Origin of the sequence: Leifsonia sp. 563 (assembly GCF_040545055.1) — a bacterium.
GTDB lineage: Bacteria > Actinomycetota > Actinomycetes > Actinomycetales > Microbacteriaceae > Leifsonia.
In genome coordinates this window covers 151240-167557 of the sequence record NZ_JBEPLE010000008.1, presented here as the reverse complement: position 1 = coordinate 167557, position 16318 = coordinate 151240, and the positions used below count along the sequence as shown (strand labels likewise).

Sequence of the window (16318 nt, the reverse complement as noted above, 5' to 3'; positions counted from 1 at the left end):
TGCATGCATTGCAAATATTGACATTCCGCAGATTCAACTGAGATATATGTAATGCGGACGTTGTCCGCCATACAGATGGGAATGAAATTGGCAAAGATGAAGAAGGCGCTGATCGCAACCGCCGTGGCCGCCTCCGTACTGACGGGGTCCGTCCTCACCGCAGCACCGGCGAGCGCCATGTGGAACTCTGGTTCCCGCACGAACTCGTGTGGCGCGGGCAAATCAGTGCAGGTCAACTGGAAAAGCACCGGCAATGTCCGGCTTTTCAAGTACTCGAACAACACCGGCCTCGCTACCGAGAAGCTCGTGCGTGAAGTGTTCGCCAACGGCTCGTATGCATACAACAGCGGCCTCTCGACCTTGACTTGGCAGTTCGGCACAGCGCCGGGAAACGTCACCAGCTACAGCGTGACCTGCGTCGGCCAGTTCTGACACGCAAAGGAGGGGGTCGCGGAGTCTTGGCGATCCCCTCCGACCGGCTTACCTGCGCGCGCACCCTCAGTCGACTCTCATAGTCCGACGAGAGGATGCCCATCGTGTTGCGAGTGTGCTCGCCTCTTTTTCCCCGGCCGGCGAGCCGCTCGGATCGCCGGATCATAGGGTAGACGACGCGTTCTGCATAGGATTGATCTCCTCCGTCCGCCATGAAATACAGGTAGTGGCATCGCAAGATCGAGGTGCCAGGACAGAGGGGAATCCGATGAAGAAGCTAACACGGGCTATTTCTACCGCGGCCGTCACCGCCGCACTGGTGGCGGGCAGTGCTGTCGCTGCTGCGCCAGCGAGCGCGATGTGGTACTCCGGGGCGAGGACCAATTCATGCGGGGCTGGCAAGTCGGTACAGGTCAACTGGACGAGCACGGGGGACGTCCGTCTGTTCACCTACTCGAACAACACCGGCTTGGCGAACGAGACACTGGTGAGAGAGGTGTACTCGAGCGGTTCTTACGCGTACAACAGTGGGCTCACGACGCTCACCTGGCAGTTCGGAACATCATCGGGGAACGTTTCCAGCTACTACGTGTCGTGCGTCGGGCAGTTCTGACGAAATAGAGCGAGGGCAGCCCGCTAGGGCTGCCCTCGCTCTCACGTCCTGAAGATCTACAGTCCCTGAGCGACCGGCGGCTCCGGCTGCTGCGGCTCCGGAACGGCCGTCGGCGTCGGCTCCATGTCGTCGGAACCGGCGGCGAGCAGCTCCAGGCGCAGGGCGCGACGGGCGCGCTGCTGCTCCGGGTCCGGAAGCGGCACGGCGGCGAGCAGTCGCTGCGTGTACGCCTCCTTCGGGTAGCGGAGGATCTCGTCGCGCGTGCCCACCTCGACCAGGCGGCCGTGGTGCATCACCGCGATGCGGTCGGCGAGCACGTCGATGACGGCGAGGTCGTGAGTGATGAACAGACAGGCGAAGTTCATCTCCTTCTGGAGGGTCTGCATCAGCTGCAGCACGCGCGCCTGCACCGACACGTCCAGCGCGCTCGTCGGCTCGTCGGCGATGAGCACCTGCGGCTTCAGCGACAGGGCGCGGGCGATGCCGACGCGCTGCTTCTGGCCTCCCGACAGCTCGTGCGGGAACCGGCTGCGGTAGGCGCGCGGAAGCTCGACGCTGTCGAGCAGGCGGTCGACCTCCTTCGAGAGCTCCGCGCCCTTGAGGTTCTTCGCGAGGCGCAGCGGCTCGGCGATTGAGTCGGAGATCTGGAGGCGCGGGTTCAGCGACGACGACGGGTCCTGGAACACGATGCCGACGTTACGGTGCAGCTTGCGGATCTCGTCCCGGCTCGGGCTGCTGATGTCCTGCCCGGCGACGACGAGCTGACCCGAGTGGATGGGAAGCAGGCCGATCGCGGCGCGGCCCAGGGTCGTCTTGCCGGAGCCCGACTCGCCCACGAGGCCGACGACCTCGCCCTCGTGGATCTTCAGGTCGATGTCGCTCGCCGCGCGGAACGCGGGCACGCGGCCGTGCTTCGGATACTCGATCGCGACGTTGCGGAAGTCGACGACGACCTCGCGCTTGTCCATCTCGGCCTTCTCGTGCTCGGCCTGCGCCGCCCGCTCGTTGGCGCGGATGCGCTCGGTGAACGACGCGTCCGGGTTCTCCGTGCCGGCGGCGAGGGCGGCCGTCGTGTCGATCTCCTCGTCCTCGCGCTGGCCGAGGTGCGGAACGGCGTCGAGCAGGGCGATCGTGTACGGGTGCTTCGGCTCGGCGAAGACCTCCGCCACCGTCCCCGACTCGACGATGTCGCCCTTGCGCATCACGACGATGTTGTCGGCCAGGTCGGCCACCACGCCCATGTCGTGGGTGATCAGCAGGATCGCGCTGTCGAGACGGTCGCGAAGACTGCGCAGCAGCTCCAGGATCTCGGCCTGGACCGTCACGTCGAGCGCGGTGGTCGGCTCGTCGGCGATCAGCAGCTTCGGGTCGCACGAGATCGACTGGGCGATCATCGCGCGCTGGCGCTGGCCGCCGGAGAGCTGGTGCGGGTACGAATTGAACGCCTTCTTCGGGTCGGGCAGCTCGACCATGGCGAGCAGCTCGAGCGCACGCTCCTTAGCCTCGTGCGGCGACATCCCGAAGTGGATGCGCAGGGTCTCGACGATCTGGAAGCCGACCGTGTACACGGGGTTCAGCGCCGTCATCGGCTCCTGGAAGATCACGGCGACCTGACGACCGCGCACGCGCCGCATCTGCGGCTGGCTGAGGCCGGTCAGCTCGCGGCCGTCCAGCTTGATGGAGCCGCGGACGCGCGAGTTCTTCGGCAGGAGGTCGAGGATCGCCATCGAGCTCGCACTCTTGCCCGAACCGGACTCACCCACGATCGCGAGCACTTCGCCCGCCTTGATCTGGTAGTTCAGGGTCTTCGCGGCGGGCACCCAGACGCCGTCCACACCGAAGTCGACGGAGAGGTCGTTCACCTCGAGGACGGGGCCGCCGGCCTGCGCCGTCGCCCGGACCGGGTTGGTCTCGGTCATGATTCGTGGTTCCTTTCGGGGGCGTTCCGGCGGGATGAGAGCATGGACACATGCCCTACGTCTCCCCCGCCGAACGCGAGGTTTTCGTGTCCCGGTTCAACCGGGTCCTTGCCGTTCTGATCTGGGCGGCCGCTGCCGCCCTGACCATCGGCCTGCTGTTCAGCGTCCACGACGCCCGACTGCTCTACATCGTGCCGGGCGCGCTGTTCGCGTTCGTCGCGTGGGCGATGCTCTGGCGCCCGCAGCTCACGGTCGCCAACGAGGGCATCACGGTCGTCAATGTCACGCGCACCGTCCGCATCCCGTGGGAGGCGCTGATCGCGGTCGACACCAAGTACGCGCTCACGCTGTACACCCCGGGCCGCAAGATCCCGGTGTGGGCCGCTCCGGCGCCCGGCACCGGCAGCACGCTCCGCGCCACCCGCAACGAGACGAAGGGCCGCATCGGCCGCCCGCGCGTCGAGGACAGCGTGCGCCGCCCCGGCGACCTGCTGAGCACCGAGTCCGGCGCGGCGGCCGAGGTCGTGCGCCGCCGCTGGGGCATGCTGCAGGACGCGGGAGCCATCGACGCGGGTCGTGCCGACGAGACGCCGGTCACGGTGCGCTGGCACCTGGTCGAACTCGCGGTGCTGGTGCTCCTGCTCGCGGGCACCGTCGCCGCGCTGCTCCTGGCCTGAACCGGCCGAGAGCAGCGCGACGCGGGCGGGCGTCACAGCACGTCCTCCGCGAGGGCCGCTCCGGTCTTCGGGCTCCGGCCGTCGCCTTCGCCCTCCTCCGGCTCCTGCTCCCGCATCTTGCGGAGGTTGAACCGGCGGTGGCGCGGGTCGAACGCGTCGCGCAGGCCATCGCCGACGAAGTTGACGAGCAGCGCGAGCGTCACGATGAACGCACCGGGCCACCAGAACAGCCACGGCCGTGTCTGGAACGCGGACTGGTTCGAGCTGATCAGGAGGCCGAGCGAGACGTCCGGCGGACGGATGCCGTAGCCGAGGTAGGACAACGCGGTCTCGAGCAGGATGGCCGAGGCCATGATCAGCGTCGAGGCCACGATGACGACGCCGATGGCGTTCGGCAGGATGTGCTTGAAGATGATGCGCGCGTCCGAGGCACCCGCCACGCGGGCCGCCTCCACGAACTCCCGCTCACGCAGGGAGAGGAACTCACCGCGGACCAGACGGGCGATGCCCATCCACGAGAAGAACCCGAGCATCAACGCCAGGAAGAACGCGCCGAGGCCGCCGAAAATATGCCCGACGACCGAGCCGATCACCAGCGCCGGGATGACGATGAACACGTCGGTGATGCGCATCAGGATCGCGTCGATAACGCCGCGGAAGTAGCCCGCGACCGCACCGACCACGACACCCACGACACTCGCGATGAGTCCAAGGACGACCATCACGAGGATGGAGTTCTGGACGCCGCGCATCGTCAGGGCGAAGTAATCCTTGCCGATGCGGTCCTGGCCGAACGGGTGGTCCCACGTGGGTGCCCCCTGCTGAACCTGGACGTTCAACTCTTTGTAGTCGTACTTCCACCAGCCGGGGATCGGCCCCAGCCCGATCGCTGAGATGGAGAACAGCAGGATGAGGATGAACAGGATGGCGCTGACGACAGCGACCTTGTTGGACAGGAATCGCTTCCAGACCAGTTTCCCCTGGCTAACCGGGGGCGTAGTCGGAGCTTCGAGTTCGTCGGCGATCCGGGTGTTGTCGGTCACTATCGGACCCTCACTCTCGGGTCGAGCGCGGCGTAGGAGAGGTCCGCGAGGAAGTTGAACAGGATTGCCATGATCGCGATCACGAGGAAGTAGCCCATGACCGGATTCAGATCGCCTCGATCGAGTCCACTCGCGAAGAGGAACCCCATTCCGGGGATTGCGAAAACGCGTTCCGTGATGATCGCCCCTCCGAGAAGAGCTCCCACGTCGAACGCGACGAGCGTCGTGATTGGGATGAGCATGTTACGGAAAGCGTGCCGCACAATCACAGTGCGCTCGGGCAGTCCTTTCGCCCGCGCGGTACGGATGAAGTCCTGGTTCAGCACCTCGAGCATCCCGGCCCGCGAGTAGCGGGTGTAGGACGCGAACGAGATGAGCAGCAGGGCGATCGTCGGCAGCACCAGGTGCGTGAACGTGTCGAGGCCGGTGACCCACATATCGCCCTCGAGGCCCGGGGTCGAGGACCCGACGGTCGCGATGGGACGGCCGTTGGTGTCCTGGAAGTACTGCGGCCACGCCTGCATGAAGCGGTCGACGATGATCAGGAAGCCCGAGACGATCGTGACGATCACGGAGATCCGCATGTTCTGCCCGCGGTCGTAGCCGCCGACGAACCAGCCGATGGCAAGGCTCACAATGATGGCCACGATCGCCAGGATCACGATCGTGCCGATCGTCGACACGTCGAAGAGCGGCTGGAGCGCGAAGTAGCAGACCAGGCTGACCGCTCCGGCGATGGCCGCCGAGATGAGCGCACGCCGGTTCTGCAGCCCCGAGATGAGGGCCGTCGCGCCGATCACGGTCGCGACGATCAGCAGGATCATGACCACCGGTCCGAGGCCCGGCACGAGGAACCAGTTCGTCGCCGACATGAGCAGCAGGACGCCCGCCGTCGCGACACCGGAGATGACGAAGGTCAGCAGGCGCCGCCTCCGGTCACCCCCGATGAGCGACTGCCAGATGAGTCCGGCCACCACCCCGATCAGCACGGCAACCCACCAGGGGATGGTCGGGTGCGCGAGGAAGTTGTTGAAGCCGATCGCGATGAACTCCTTGAGCAGAACCGCCACGAGGAACGCAGGAAGCGAGTACAGGAAGAAGCTGAGGAACGTGACGACGTTGTCGAGTCCGCTGTACTGCCGCAGGGCGGTGACGATGCCGATGGTGACACCGAGGAGGATCGCGAGGATGAGAGCGAGGGTGACCAGCTGCACCGTCGACCCGAGGGCCTGCGGGAGGATGTCGGTCACCTTGGCGTTGGAGACGGTGGACCCCAGGTCGCAGGCATTGGCGAACGGGATGAGGCACTTGGCCGCACCGCCCAGCCAGAGCAGCCAGCGCAGCGGCGGCGCGACGTCGAGCTGCAGGAGCTGGATGCGCGCGTTGATGAGCTGCGTCTTGTTGGGGGAATTGCTGCTTCGAAGGTCCTGCAGCGGGTCGGCGCTGTAGGCCACCAGCATGTACATCAGGAACGAAGCGGCGATGATGATGAGTACTGAGACCAGAAGGCGTCTCAGGATGAAACTCGCCATAGGTTGAAAACCTTCACTGACAGGACGCGCCGATCGGGGGTGCGGCGGAGGGGGGTTTGCCGCCAGGCGCGTATCTCACGGGGTGGACGGATCACATCCACCGACTACATGATACGGGGCGCCGGCCGGAACCGACGCCCCGCCGCAGGAGAGTGCCCGGGGTTCACCCGGGCACTCTCACTTGCGGAGCTGTTACTTCTTGGAGGACTTGACCGACCACTCCCAGAAGTTCCAGAACGGACCGGACTGCCCGCCGTTGTACTTGACGCCGTCAACCCGCGCGGTGGTCGCGAAGACACCCGGGAGCTGGAACAGCGGCAGACCGTAGCCGTCGGTGAAGGTCTGCTTGTCGATCTGGTACTCGATCTTCGTCAGCTCATCCTTGTCCAGGGTGGTCTGCGACTTGAGGGCCAGGTCGTTGGTGCCGGTGTAGCGGTTGTAGTTGCCGCCACCCTGCGAAGCGAACACCTGCGGCAGCTGCGTGGTGCCTGCACCCGGGCTGATCCAGCCGAAGAGCGAGGCGTCGTAGTCGCCACCCGGGAGCAGCGTGCTCCACTGGGGCGAGCCGGCGTCGACGACCTTGATGCCGGCCTTGGCGGCCGAGGCCGAGATCGCCTGGAACTCGTCGACACGGTTCGGGTTGTTGGTGTTGTAGAGAATGCGCACGGTCGGGGTGGCACCGGCGAGCAGCTGCTTGGCGCCGTCGATGTCGACCTTGTCGTACTTGTCAGAGCCGTTCTGCTTGACGCTGCCCTCGTACTGCTCCTGGTTCGGCAGGAAGATCTGCGAGTTCAGGACCTTCGCCTTCGAGTCGACCGGGGTGACGATCGAGTCGAGGATCTGCTGACGCGGGATCGTCTTGAGGAACGCCTCGCGGACCTTCTCGTCCTTGAACACGGGCGAGCCGAAGTTCAGGTCGAGGTGGTCGTACGACGCCTGCGCACCGGTGAGGATCTTCGCGCTGGTCTGCTTGAGCGCGGTGATCGTGTCGGCGGACGCCTGCGGGTTGATGATGTCGACCTCACCGTTCTGGAGAGCGGTGACCTGCGCGTTCGCGTCTGGGATGATGCGGAACACGATCTTGTCCACGTTCGGCTTCAGACCGCCGGCGTAGTACTTGTTCGGCGTCATCGTGAGCGACTGGCCGGGGGTCCACGACGAGACGACGAACGGGCCGGAGGAGACCAGCAGGTCCTTGTCGGTCGGGAACGCGGTCACGTCGTAGCCGGTGTTGACGAAGTCCGCCGCCTTCTTCAGCGTCGGGTCGGCCGGAGCCGGGTTCGCCGGGTCGCCCTTCGGCAGGCCCTTGAGCAGCTTCGTCAGGTCGGCGGCCGAGGAGAGGCCCGCCTTCTTGGCGACGATGTGCGCGGGCTGCGCGATCGGGTTGACGAGCTCCCAGTCGACGTACGGGGTGGCGTACTTGAGAGTGATCGTGCGGTTGTCGTTGCTGACCGTCGGGAAGTCGGTCGCGTCCACACCGGCGGTCGAGCCCGCGATCTGGAAGTACTGCGTGCCGCTCGTGACCTTGCCGTCGTCGTCGAACTTCGCCGAGTCGTAGTGGCCGGAAGCGATGGCCCACGCGAGGATCATGTCATCGGCGGTGACGGGCTCGCCGTCAGACCACTTGTCGTCCTTGTTCAGGGTGTACTTGACGGTCAGCGGGTCGTCCGAGGTCTTCTCGAACGTGCCGAACTTGTCGTCGTGGACGATCTTGTAGTTGTTGTCGATGTACTGGAAACCGGTCCCGTACGAGCCGTTGAGGTATCCGACCTGGCCGTTGGTGTCCAGGTTGCCCTGCGGCGTCTGCGAGTTGAACGAGGTGAAGTCGTTCACGACCGCCACCGTCACGGTGCCGCCCTTGGCAGCGGACGAGGTGCTGGTGCTCCCGGACGTGGTGCAGGCCGACAGCGCGAGTGCTGCGACGCCTGCGACGGCGACCGCGCTGACCGCGAACCTGCCCTTTCTTCCGTTGATGTGCAATGTTCCTCCTGTGCGAAGTGTGCGTCGGAACGGGCATGCGAGAAGCCTGGTCCGCGCGGGATAAGAATGACCCTAGGTATCGCTGCCAGTGATTGCAAAACAGCGCGGGAAAACGTTACAGAGTGGTAACTCAGTCGGAGGATTCGTGCACGATGCGCACAAAAACGGTGGATTTGATCGTGCAATGCAACGATTGAATGGTTTGCGGTCCGGGCTGGCAGGATGCCGGTATGGCTGACGCGCTGACCTGGGCCGGAGAGACCCCCGTGGAGCGCGCCGCGCGCCCCCGCCTCTGGTGGGAGGTCGCGATCGTGCTCGGCCTGTCGCTCGGCCAGTCGGCGATCTACTCCATCGTCACCATCATCGACCGTGCGACTCAGAGTACGCCCCTGGCGGACCAGAAGGCGGAGGTGAACCCCGCCCAGTCGAGCCGGGAGGTCTTCGACTTCCTGTACCAGGTGCTCGGCAATCTGTTCCCGCTGTTCGCCGTCGCCCTGGTGATCTACCTGCTCTGGCAGCCGCAGCGCAGCGGCTTCCGTCGCATCGGCTTCGACCTCACGCGTCCCGCCCGCGACCTCGGCGGCGGGGCGCTGCTGTTCCTCGTGATCGGCATCCCCGGCATCCTCTTCTACGCCCTCACCCGGCTGCTCGGGATCACGGTCACGGTGGAGGCGTCGACGCTCGACGCGCACTGGTGGACGGTGCCGGTGCTCATCCTCGCCGCGCTTCGTGCCGCGCTCCAGGAGGAGGTCATCATCGTCGGCTACCTCTTCACGCGCCTGCGCCAGCTGGGCTGGGGAACGTGGTCGATCATCCTGGGCGCCGCGGTGCTGCGCGGCAGCTACCACCTGTACCAGGGCTTCGGCCCGTTCGTCGGCAACGCGATCATGGGCATCGTCTTCGGCTGGTGCTACACCCGCTGGGGCCGCGTGATGCCGCTCGTCGTCGCCCATACGATCATCGACATCGTCTCGTTCGTCGGCTACCCCCTCGCCGTCGCCCTCTTCCCCCACATCTTCGCCTGACCCCCCCCCGTCGAGTCCGCAAACTTTGCACGGAATCGCGGGGCGAAGCGTGCAAAGTTCGCGGACTCGACGGTGGGGGTGAAGGGCGGAGGCGGTTAGGGGTGGGTCAGGCGAAGGCCTCGGGCGGCGGGCAGGCGCAGAAGAGGTTGCGGTCGCCGTAGGCCTGGTCGATGCGGCGGACGGGGGGCCAGTACTTCGCGCGGACGAGGGCGGGGACGGGGTAGACCGCCTGCTCCCGCGAGTACGGGTGCGTCCAATCGGACGAGACCGCCGACTCCGCGGTGTGCGGAGCGTTCCGCAGAGGGTTGTCGTCGGACGGCCAGTCCCCCGCCGCGACGGCGTCGGCCTCCTCGCGGATCGCGATCATCGCGGCCACGAAGCGGTCGAGCTCGGCGAGGTCCTCGCTCTCGGTCGGCTCCACCATCAGGGTGCCGGCGACCGGGAACGACATCGTCGGCGCGTGGAAGCCGTAGTCGATGAGCCGCTTGGCGACGTCGTCGACCGTGACCCCGGTGCGCTCGGTCAGCGGACGCAGGTCGAGGATGCACTCGTGCGCGACGAGGCCGTCCTCCCCCGCGTAGAGCACCGGGAAGTGCTCCCGCAGCCGTGCAGCGACGTAGTTCGCCGACAGCACGGCCGCTCCCGTCGCATCCTTCAGCCCCTCTGCGCCCATCATCCGGACGTACGCCCAGCTGATGGGCAGGATGCTCGGGCTGCCGTACGGGGCCGCCGAGACCGGCGCTCCGCCGTGCTCGACGCGGCCGCCGCCCGCGATCGGGTGCGTCGCGTCCTGCGCGAGCGGGTGGCCGGGGAGGAACGGCGCGAGGTGCGCCTTGGCTGCGACCGGGCCGACACCCGGGCCGCCGCCGCCGTGCGGGATGCAGAACGTCTTGTGCAGGTTGAGGTGGCTGACGTCGCCGCCGAAGTCGCCGAACCGGGCGTAGCCGAGCAGGGCGTTGAGGTTCGCGCCGTCCACGTACACCTGGCCGCCGGCGTCGTGCACAGCCTGGGTGATCGCTACCACCTCGTGCTCGTACACGCCGTGCGTCGACGGGTAGGTGATCATCAGAGCGGCGAGAGTGTCGGCGTGCTCCGCGATCTTGGCGCGCAGGTCGTCGAGGTCGACGTTGCCGAGCTCGTCCGTCGCCACGACGACGACGCTCATGCCGGCGAGCACCGCGGAGGCCGCGTTCGTGCCGTGCGCCGACTGCGGGATGAGGCACACGGTGCGCTGCAGGTCGCCGCGCGACCGGTGGTATCCGCGGATCGCGAGCAGTCCGGCGAGCTCGCCCTGGCTGCCGGCGTTCGGCTGCAGCGAGACGGTGTCGTACCCCGTGACGTCGGCGAGCCACTCCTCCAGCTGGTCGATGAGCTCCAGCGAGCCGGCCACGTCGGCGGCCGGGGCGAAGGGATGCAGCGCAGCGAACTCCGGCCAGGTCACGGCCTCCATCTCGGTCGCCGCGTTGAGCTTCATGGTGCACGAGCCGAGCGGGATCATGCCGCGGTCGAGGGCGTAGTCGCGGTCCTGCAGCAGGCGCAGGTAGCGCATCATCGCGGTCTCGGAGTGGTGCGTGTTGAACACCGGGTGGCTGAGGTATTCGGACTCGCGCGCGAGCACCGGGTCATAGGACGCCTCGCCGGAGAGCGTGAGCGCCGGGACGCCGTCGACCGTGCCGCCGAGCACCTCGATGAGGTCGCCGAGCGGGAAGTCGCCGTCGCGGAGGTCCTCCGCCGACTCCTCGTCGATGCTCAGCGAGACGAGACCGGCGTCGGTCGCATGCAGCAGCAATCCGCGGTCGTGCGCGCGGGCGACGACGGTGGCCGCGTCGTCCACCTCGACCTGCAGCGTGTCGAAGAACGAGCGCGACACGACCTCGACACCGGATGCGCGGAGCGCCTGGGCGACGGCGGCCGTCGTCAGGTGCACCTGGCGACCGATCGCGCGCAGCCCGGCGGGGCCGTGGTAGACGGCGTACATCGCCGCCATGACGGCGAGGAGCACCTGCGCGGTGCAGATGTTGGAGGTCGCCTTCTCGCGGCGGATGTGCTGCTCGCGGGTCTGCAGCGTGAGCCGGTAGGCGGGCTTCCCGACCGCATCCTGCGACACCCCGACCAGACGGCCGGGGAGCTGCCGCTCGAGGCCCTTGCGGACCGCCATGTAGCCGGCGTGCGGGCCGCCGAACCCCATCGGGACGCCGAAGCGCTGGCTGGTGCCGACGGCGACATCCGCTCCGAGCTCGCCGGGGGCGCGCAGCTGAGTGAGGGCGAGCAGATCGGCGGCGGCGACGATGACGGCCCCCGCCTCCTTCGCCGTGCGGATGACGGCGCTCGGATCCCACACCCGCCCGGAGGCGCCCGGGTACTGCACGAACAGGCCGAAGGCGTCGCTCAGCTCCGGGGCATCCGCCGGGAGGCTCGCCAGGTCGAGCACGACCAGCTCGATGCCGACCGCGTCCGCCCGGTTGCGCAGCAGCGCCAGCGTCTGCGGGAACGTGTCGACGTCGACGACGAAACGCGGCGACTTCGCCTTGGATGCGCGGCGCGCCAGCAGCATCCCCTCGACCACTGCGGTCCCCTCGTCGAGCATCGAGGCGTTCGCCGTGTCGAGGCCCGTGAGGTCGGAGACCATGGTCTGGAAGTTGATCAGCGCCTCCAGCCGGCCCTGCGAGATCTCCGGCTGGTACGGCGTGTACGCGGTGTACCAGCCCGGGTTCTCGAGCACGTTCCGCTTGATCACCGCGGGCGTGATCGTGCCGTAGTAGCCGAGGCCGATCAGGCTGCGGTTGACGGTGTTGCGGGCGGCCAGCGCGCGCAGCTCGCGGAGGGCGGCGCGCTCGCTCAGCGGAGCCGGAAGCACGGACTCGCGCCCGGCGTCCACGCGGATGGAGTCGGGGACGGCCGCGAGGACGAGGTCCTCCACGGAGGCCCACTCGCGGGAGGCGGCCGCGCCGATCGCGGACAGCATGGTGCTCTGCGCGTCGCCGTCGGTGCCGATGTGACGCGCTGGGAAGATGTCGGTCATGTGAGGTGGGGGAACCTTACTCGCCGGTCAGGGCGGCGTACTCGTCGTAGCTCAGGAGGTTGTCGGGCAGCTCGGTGAAGCGGACCTTCACCAGCCAGCCCTCGCCGAACGGGTCGGAGTTGACGAGTTCGGGGGCGTCGACCACGGCACTGTTGGCCTCGGCGACGGTGCCGTTCACCGGGGCGAACAGCTCGCCGACCGACTTGGTCGACTCGATCTCGCCGACCACGCGGCCGGCGGTGACGTCGCTGCCCTCCTCGGGCAGCTCCACGAACACGACGTCACCGAGCTTCTCGGCGGCGTAGGCCGTGATGCCGACGGTCGCGACGTCGCCATCGACCAGGAGCCACTCGTGCTCGGGCGTGTACTTCAGGTCTCGTTCTGCGGCCATGGCTAGCGCTTCTTTCTGCTGTAGAAGGGGAGGGCGGTGACGGTGAACGGGAGGCGGGTGCCTCGCACATCCACGTGGAGCACGGTGTTCTCGCGGGCGAAGCGGGGGGCGACGTAGGCCATCGCGATGGGCATGCCCAACGTCGGGGAGAGCGCGCCGGAGGTGACGACGCCGACCTCGGCGTCCTCGCCGGTCGTGTCGTCGTGCGCGAAGACCGGGTAGCCGGCGCGGGCGGCGCGCTTGCCCTCCCCGGCGAGGCCGACGAGCACACGGGCCTCCGGGTCCGGCCCCTCCTCGCTGGCGGCGCGGCCGACGAAGTCGGTGTCCTTCGCGAGGTTGACGACCCGGCCGAGTCCCGCCTGCGCCGGCATGGTGTCGAGGCCGAGCTCGTGACCGTACAGCGGCATCCCGGCCTCAAGGCGCAGGGTGTCTCGGCTGGCGAGGCCGGCGGGGACGAGGCCCTGCTCGGCTCCGGCCTCGAGCAGGGCATCCCACAGGGCGCGCGCGTTGTCGGGCGCGAGGTAGAGCTCGAAGCCGTCCTCGCCGGTGTAACCGGTGCGGGCGATGAGCACGGGATGCGTCTCGAACTCGGCCGGGAGCGACCAGTAGTACTTGAGGGCCGAGAGACGCTCCCCGAAGTCGGAGCCGCCGAGAGCCCCGGCGTCGGCCGACAGGCCCGGCGTCGCGAGCAGGATGGAGAGGGCGGCCGGACCCTGCACGGCGATCAGGGCGATGTCGTCGGACTCGTCGAAGACCTCGACGTCGAACGGCGCGGTGCGGTCGCGCAGCTCGGCGGCCACCGCATCCCGGTTCGACGCGTTCGCGACCACCATGTAGCGGTCGTCGCCGGTGCGGTACACGACGAGGTCGTCGACGATGCCGCCGGAGCGGGAGAGCAGGAGGCTGTACTTCGCCTGGTCGACGTTGAGGGCGGAGAGCTTGCCGGCGAGCGCATAGTCGAGCGCTTCGCCGGCCTCCGGGCCGAGGAGCACGATCTCGCCCATGTGCGACAGGTCGAACAGGCCGGCTGCGGTGCGCACGGCGTGGTGCTCGGCGAGATCGGAGGAGTACCGGACCGGCATCTGCCAGCCGGCGAAGTCGGTGAAGGAGGCGCCTGCCGCCGTATGGGCGTCGTGGAGCGGGGAGGTGCGCTCGGCGTTCGTACCGTCTGGCGTGCTCTGCGAGGTCATGAGTTCTCCGATCGCCGGCCGTCGGCCGGGGGCTGCGGGGGCGTCGCCGCTCCCGGGAAGAACTCCCCCTCTGTCATCCGGCCTGAGAGTTTCACCTCGCCTCCCCGGGGGGATGCGCGGCTTTCACCGTGGGCGAGGACGGCGGGCGCCATCCTGCTTTTCAGAGTGGCCAGTCCGATGCGGTACGCGTACCTGAGAGATTGTCGGGGAGGATTGCTCCTTCGGTGTCGCGCTCGCGCGACTCTCCCGCATCGACCTCGTTGGCCCGGTATTCGGTTGTCCGGCCAGCATATCCGCTCCCGCCGTCCCGTGCGCACGCGAAGATTTGCGCCATATCTCGGTAATGCGCCCGTCATAACAGAGATTTGGCGCAAATCTCAGCGAGTAGGGAGGCGTTTGGTGTTCTGGTCGAGATGACACTAAGATGATCAGCACGTTAGAGTCATGTTGACCTTTAGGTGACGGGAGCGGCCATGACGGCACGGCACGAACGCGCGAGTGCGATCCTCGCCGTGTCGACGGTCATCTTCGCGCTGCGCACCGACGACGAGACCGACGGCGTCCCGCAGGTGTGGCTGCCGCTCGTGCGCCGCATCCGCGAACCCTTCGAGGGACGCTGGGCCCTGCCGGGCGGACCGCTGCGGGTCGGCGAGGACCTCCCCTACGCCGCTGCCCGCACGCTCAACGACATCACCGGCCTGACGCCCAGCTACCTGGAGCAGCTGTACGCCTTCGGCGACGCCGACCGCTCCCCCGGCGCCGAGCGCGTCGTCTCCGTCGTCTACTGGGCGCTCGTCCGCAGCGAGGAGGCCGAGCGTGCCAGCGTCGGCGAGAACGTTCGCTGGTTCCCCGCGGACGACCTGCCCGTGCTCGCCTTCGACCACAACGTGATCGTCGAGTACGCCCTCTGGCGCCTCCGCACGAAGATGGAGTACTCCCGCATCGCCCACGCCTTCCTCGGCGAGCGCTTCACGCTGGCCCAGCTGCGCGGGGTGCACGAGGCCGTGCTCGGCCGCGCCCTCGACCCGGCCAACTTCCGCCGCACGATCGAGTCCTCGGGGGCCGTCGTCGCCACCGACGAGTACCTCACCGGCACGCCGCACCGTCCGCCGCGGCTGTACCGCTACAACGACCAGATCGACCTCGCCGACGCGGGGCCGCTCCCCCGCCAGCAGCATCCGTTCGAAGGAAGAAACGCATGACCATCGCTTCGGTCGACACCACCATCCGGCTCATCGCGTCGGGGCAGCTCGACGGCGACACCTGCACCCCCGACCTGGTGGAGGCGCCGTGGACGTTCGACAGCGCGACGCCCTCCTACGGGCCCGGCGCGTCGCTCGGCGACCCCATCCCGGCGAACGCGCCTCGGCAGGGCGAGCTGCCGGAGGAGTACCGCACCGCCACGGCCCAGGAGCTCGGCGACCGCATCCGCGCCGCCAAGGAGACCCTCGGCGACCGCGTCGCGGTGATGGGCCACTTCTATCAGCGCGACGAGGTCGTCCAGTACGCCGACTTCGTGGGCGACTCCTTCCAGCTCGCCAACGCGGCCAAGGCCCGGCCGGAGGCGGAGGCGATCGTGTTCTGCGGCGTCCACTTCATGGCCGAGACGGCCGACATCGTGTCGCGTCCCGAGCAGAAGGTCATCCTCCCCAACCTCGCCGCCGGCTGCTCGATGGCCGACATGGCCGACCTCGACTCGGTCGAGGAGTGCTGGGAGCAGCTGGAGGAGCTGTACGGCACCGAGCCGGACGCCGACGGCCGCGTCCCCGTCATCCCGGTCACCTACATGAACTCGTCCGCCGCCCTGAAGGCCTTCTGCGGCGAGCACGGCGGCATCGTCTGCACCTCGTCGAACGCGGCGACCGTGCTGGAGTGGGCGTTCGAGCGGGGGCAGCGCGTGCTGTTCTTCCCCGACCAGCACCTGGGCCGCAACACGGCGAAGGCCATGGGCATCCCGGTCGAGCGGATGCCGCTGTGGAACCCGCGCAAGGCGTGGGGCGGGACGGACGCCGAGACGCTGCAGGACGCCCAGGTCATCCTGTGGCACGGCTTCTGCTCGGTGCACAAACGCTTCACGGTCGGCCAGATCGAGCACGCGCGCGCCGAGTTCCCCGGCGTCCGCGCGATCGTGCACCCCGAGTGCCCGATGGATGTGGTGGATGCGGCCGACGAGTACGGCTCCACCGACTACATCGTCAAGGCGATCCAGGCGGCGCCCGCAGGCTCCACTTTCGCGATCGGCACCGAGATCAACCTGGTGCAGCGGCTGGCGGCGCAGTTCCCGCAGCACACGATCTTCTGCCTCGACGCGGTGGTGTGCCCCTGCTCGACGATGTACCGCATCCACCCCGGGTATCTCGCCTGGGTGCTGGAGGGGCTCGTCCGCGGCGAGGTGCTCAACCAGGTGACCGTTCCGGCGTCCGTCGCGGAGCCCGCCCGGGTGGCGCTCGAGCGGATGCTGGCGGCGCGGCCCGACACCACGATGGCGGCCTGA

Annotated in this window: 13 protein-coding genes and 2 riboswitches; of the genes, 6 read left to right on the top strand and 7 right to left on the bottom strand. The window is 68.1% G+C overall.

The genetic code is table 11. The features are described from left to right. Positions 1-96: 96 nt before the first annotated feature. The gene (locus ABIC47_RS18685; protein WP_354482962.1) at positions 97-432 is read left to right on the top strand and encodes a hypothetical protein; all 336 of its coding nucleotides are present in this window, start codon (positions 97-99) and stop codon (positions 430-432) included. A gap of 268 nt (positions 433-700) precedes the next feature. Then, positions 701-1045: a hypothetical protein gene (locus ABIC47_RS18680; protein WP_354482960.1), complete on the top strand. Its 345-nt coding sequence runs from the start codon at positions 701-703 to the stop codon at positions 1043-1045. Between the two features lie 56 nt (positions 1046-1101). Here ABIC47_RS18680 and ABIC47_RS18675 read toward each other — a convergent pair whose 3' ends face one another. Beyond that, positions 1102-2964: an ABC transporter ATP-binding protein gene (locus ABIC47_RS18675; RefSeq protein ID WP_354482957.1), complete on the bottom strand. Its 1863-nt coding sequence runs from the start codon at positions 2962-2964 to the stop codon at positions 1102-1104. Positions 2965-3014: 50 nt separating this feature from the next. Between ABIC47_RS18675 and ABIC47_RS18670 the strand changes: the two genes are divergently transcribed. Then, entirely contained in the window at positions 3015-3641 is a 627-nt protein-coding gene (locus ABIC47_RS18670) for a PH domain-containing protein (RefSeq protein ID WP_354482954.1), read from the top strand. A 32-nt stretch (positions 3642-3673) separates the two neighbouring features. On the opposite strand, the gene ABIC47_RS18665 is transcribed toward ABIC47_RS18670, so the two are convergent. From ABIC47_RS18665 to ABIC47_RS18655, 3 genes are all read right to left on the bottom strand, one after another. Continuing rightward, positions 3674-4684 (bottom strand): ABC transporter permease, encoded by a 1011-nt coding sequence (locus ABIC47_RS18665; protein WP_502910270.1) that lies wholly within the window; start codon positions 4682-4684, stop codon positions 3674-3676. Continuing rightward, positions 4684-6216, bottom strand: coding sequence for an ABC transporter permease (locus ABIC47_RS18660; protein ID WP_354482952.1), 1533 nt, complete (start codon positions 6214-6216; stop codon positions 4684-4686). The genes ABIC47_RS18665 and ABIC47_RS18660 overlap by 1 nt, the downstream gene beginning before the upstream one ends. Before the next feature lie 192 nt (positions 6217-6408). Next, a complete protein-coding gene (locus ABIC47_RS18655; RefSeq protein WP_354482949.1) occupies positions 6409-8196 on the bottom strand; it encodes an ABC transporter family substrate-binding protein in 1788 nt (595 codons plus the stop codon). A gap of 230 nt (positions 8197-8426) precedes the next feature. Here ABIC47_RS18655 and ABIC47_RS18650 point away from each other — a divergent pair, with 230 nt between their 5' ends. After that, the gene (locus tag ABIC47_RS18650; RefSeq protein ID WP_018191496.1) at positions 8427-9221 is read left to right on the top strand and encodes a CPBP family intramembrane glutamic endopeptidase; all 795 of its coding nucleotides are present in this window, start codon (positions 8427-8429) and stop codon (positions 9219-9221) included. Between the two features lie 106 nt (positions 9222-9327). Here ABIC47_RS18650 and gcvP read toward each other — a convergent pair whose 3' ends face one another. From gcvP to gcvT, 3 genes are read right to left on the bottom strand one after another with little or no spacing between them, the layout of a single operon-like run. After that, positions 9328-12243, bottom strand: coding sequence for an aminomethyl-transferring glycine dehydrogenase (gcvP, locus tag ABIC47_RS18645; RefSeq protein WP_354482946.1), 2916 nt, complete (start codon positions 12241-12243; stop codon positions 9328-9330). Positions 12244-12259: 16 nt separating this feature from the next. After that, complete coding sequence (gcvH, locus tag ABIC47_RS18640) at positions 12260-12634, bottom strand: glycine cleavage system protein GcvH (protein WP_018191498.1); 375 nt, start codon at positions 12632-12634, stop codon at positions 12260-12262. A 2-nt stretch (positions 12635-12636) separates the two neighbouring features. Then, positions 12637-13824 (bottom strand): glycine cleavage system aminomethyltransferase GcvT, encoded by a 1188-nt coding sequence (gcvT, locus tag ABIC47_RS18635; RefSeq protein ID WP_018191499.1) that lies wholly within the window; start codon positions 13822-13824, stop codon positions 12637-12639. A gap of 63 nt (positions 13825-13887) precedes the next feature. Further along, positions 13888-13993: riboswitch (glycine riboswitch) on the bottom strand. A 1-nt stretch (position 13994) separates the two neighbouring features. Then, positions 13995-14083, bottom strand: a riboswitch (glycine riboswitch). Positions 14084-14297: 214 nt separating this feature from the next. Between gcvT and ABIC47_RS18630 the strand changes: the two genes are divergently transcribed. Together ABIC47_RS18630 and nadA are read left to right on the top strand one after the other, a co-directional pair. Continuing rightward, positions 14298-15026 carry an NUDIX hydrolase gene (locus ABIC47_RS18630; protein WP_354482942.1) on the top strand — a complete coding sequence of 243 codons (729 nt, stop codon included), beginning with the start codon at positions 14298-14300 and terminating at the stop codon, positions 15024-15026. Continuing rightward, on the top strand, positions 15023-16318 hold the full coding sequence (gene nadA / locus ABIC47_RS18625; protein WP_354482939.1) for a quinolinate synthase NadA: 1296 nt from the start codon (positions 15023-15025) through the stop codon (positions 16316-16318). Before ABIC47_RS18630 ends, nadA begins: the two co-directional genes overlap by 4 nt.

Bases quoted from the DNA above. Each gene is read 5' to 3' on its own strand.
- ABIC47_RS18670 (WP_354482954.1), top strand. From the start codon at position 3,015: ATGCCCTACGTCTCCCCCGCCGAACGCGAGGTTTTCGTGTCCCGGTTC.
- ABIC47_RS18685 (WP_354482962.1), top strand. From the start codon at position 97: ATGAAGAAGGCGCTGATCGCAACCGCCGTGGCCGCCTCCGTACTGACG.
- nadA (WP_354482939.1), top strand. From the start codon at position 15,023: ATGACCATCGCTTCGGTCGACACCACCATCCGGCTCATCGCGTCGGGG.
- gcvH (WP_018191498.1), bottom strand. From the start codon at position 12,634: ATGGCCGCAGAACGAGACCTGAAGTACACGCCCGAGCACGAGTGGCTC.
- ABIC47_RS18680 (WP_354482960.1), top strand. From the start codon at position 701: ATGAAGAAGCTAACACGGGCTATTTCTACCGCGGCCGTCACCGCCGCA.
- ABIC47_RS18675 (WP_354482957.1), bottom strand. From the start codon at position 2,964: ATGACCGAGACCAACCCGGTCCGGGCGACGGCGCAGGCCGGCGGCCCC.
- gcvT (WP_018191499.1), bottom strand. From the start codon at position 13,824: ATGACCTCGCAGAGCACGCCAGACGGTACGAACGCCGAGCGCACCTCC.
- ABIC47_RS18630 (WP_354482942.1), top strand. From the start codon at position 14,298: ATGACGGCACGGCACGAACGCGCGAGTGCGATCCTCGCCGTGTCGACG.
- ABIC47_RS18660 (WP_354482952.1), bottom strand. From the start codon at position 6,216: ATGGCGAGTTTCATCCTGAGACGCCTTCTGGTCTCAGTACTCATCATC.
- ABIC47_RS18650 (WP_018191496.1), top strand. From the start codon at position 8,427: ATGGCTGACGCGCTGACCTGGGCCGGAGAGACCCCCGTGGAGCGCGCC.
- gcvP (WP_354482946.1), bottom strand. From the start codon at position 12,243: ATGACCGACATCTTCCCAGCGCGTCACATCGGCACCGACGGCGACGCG.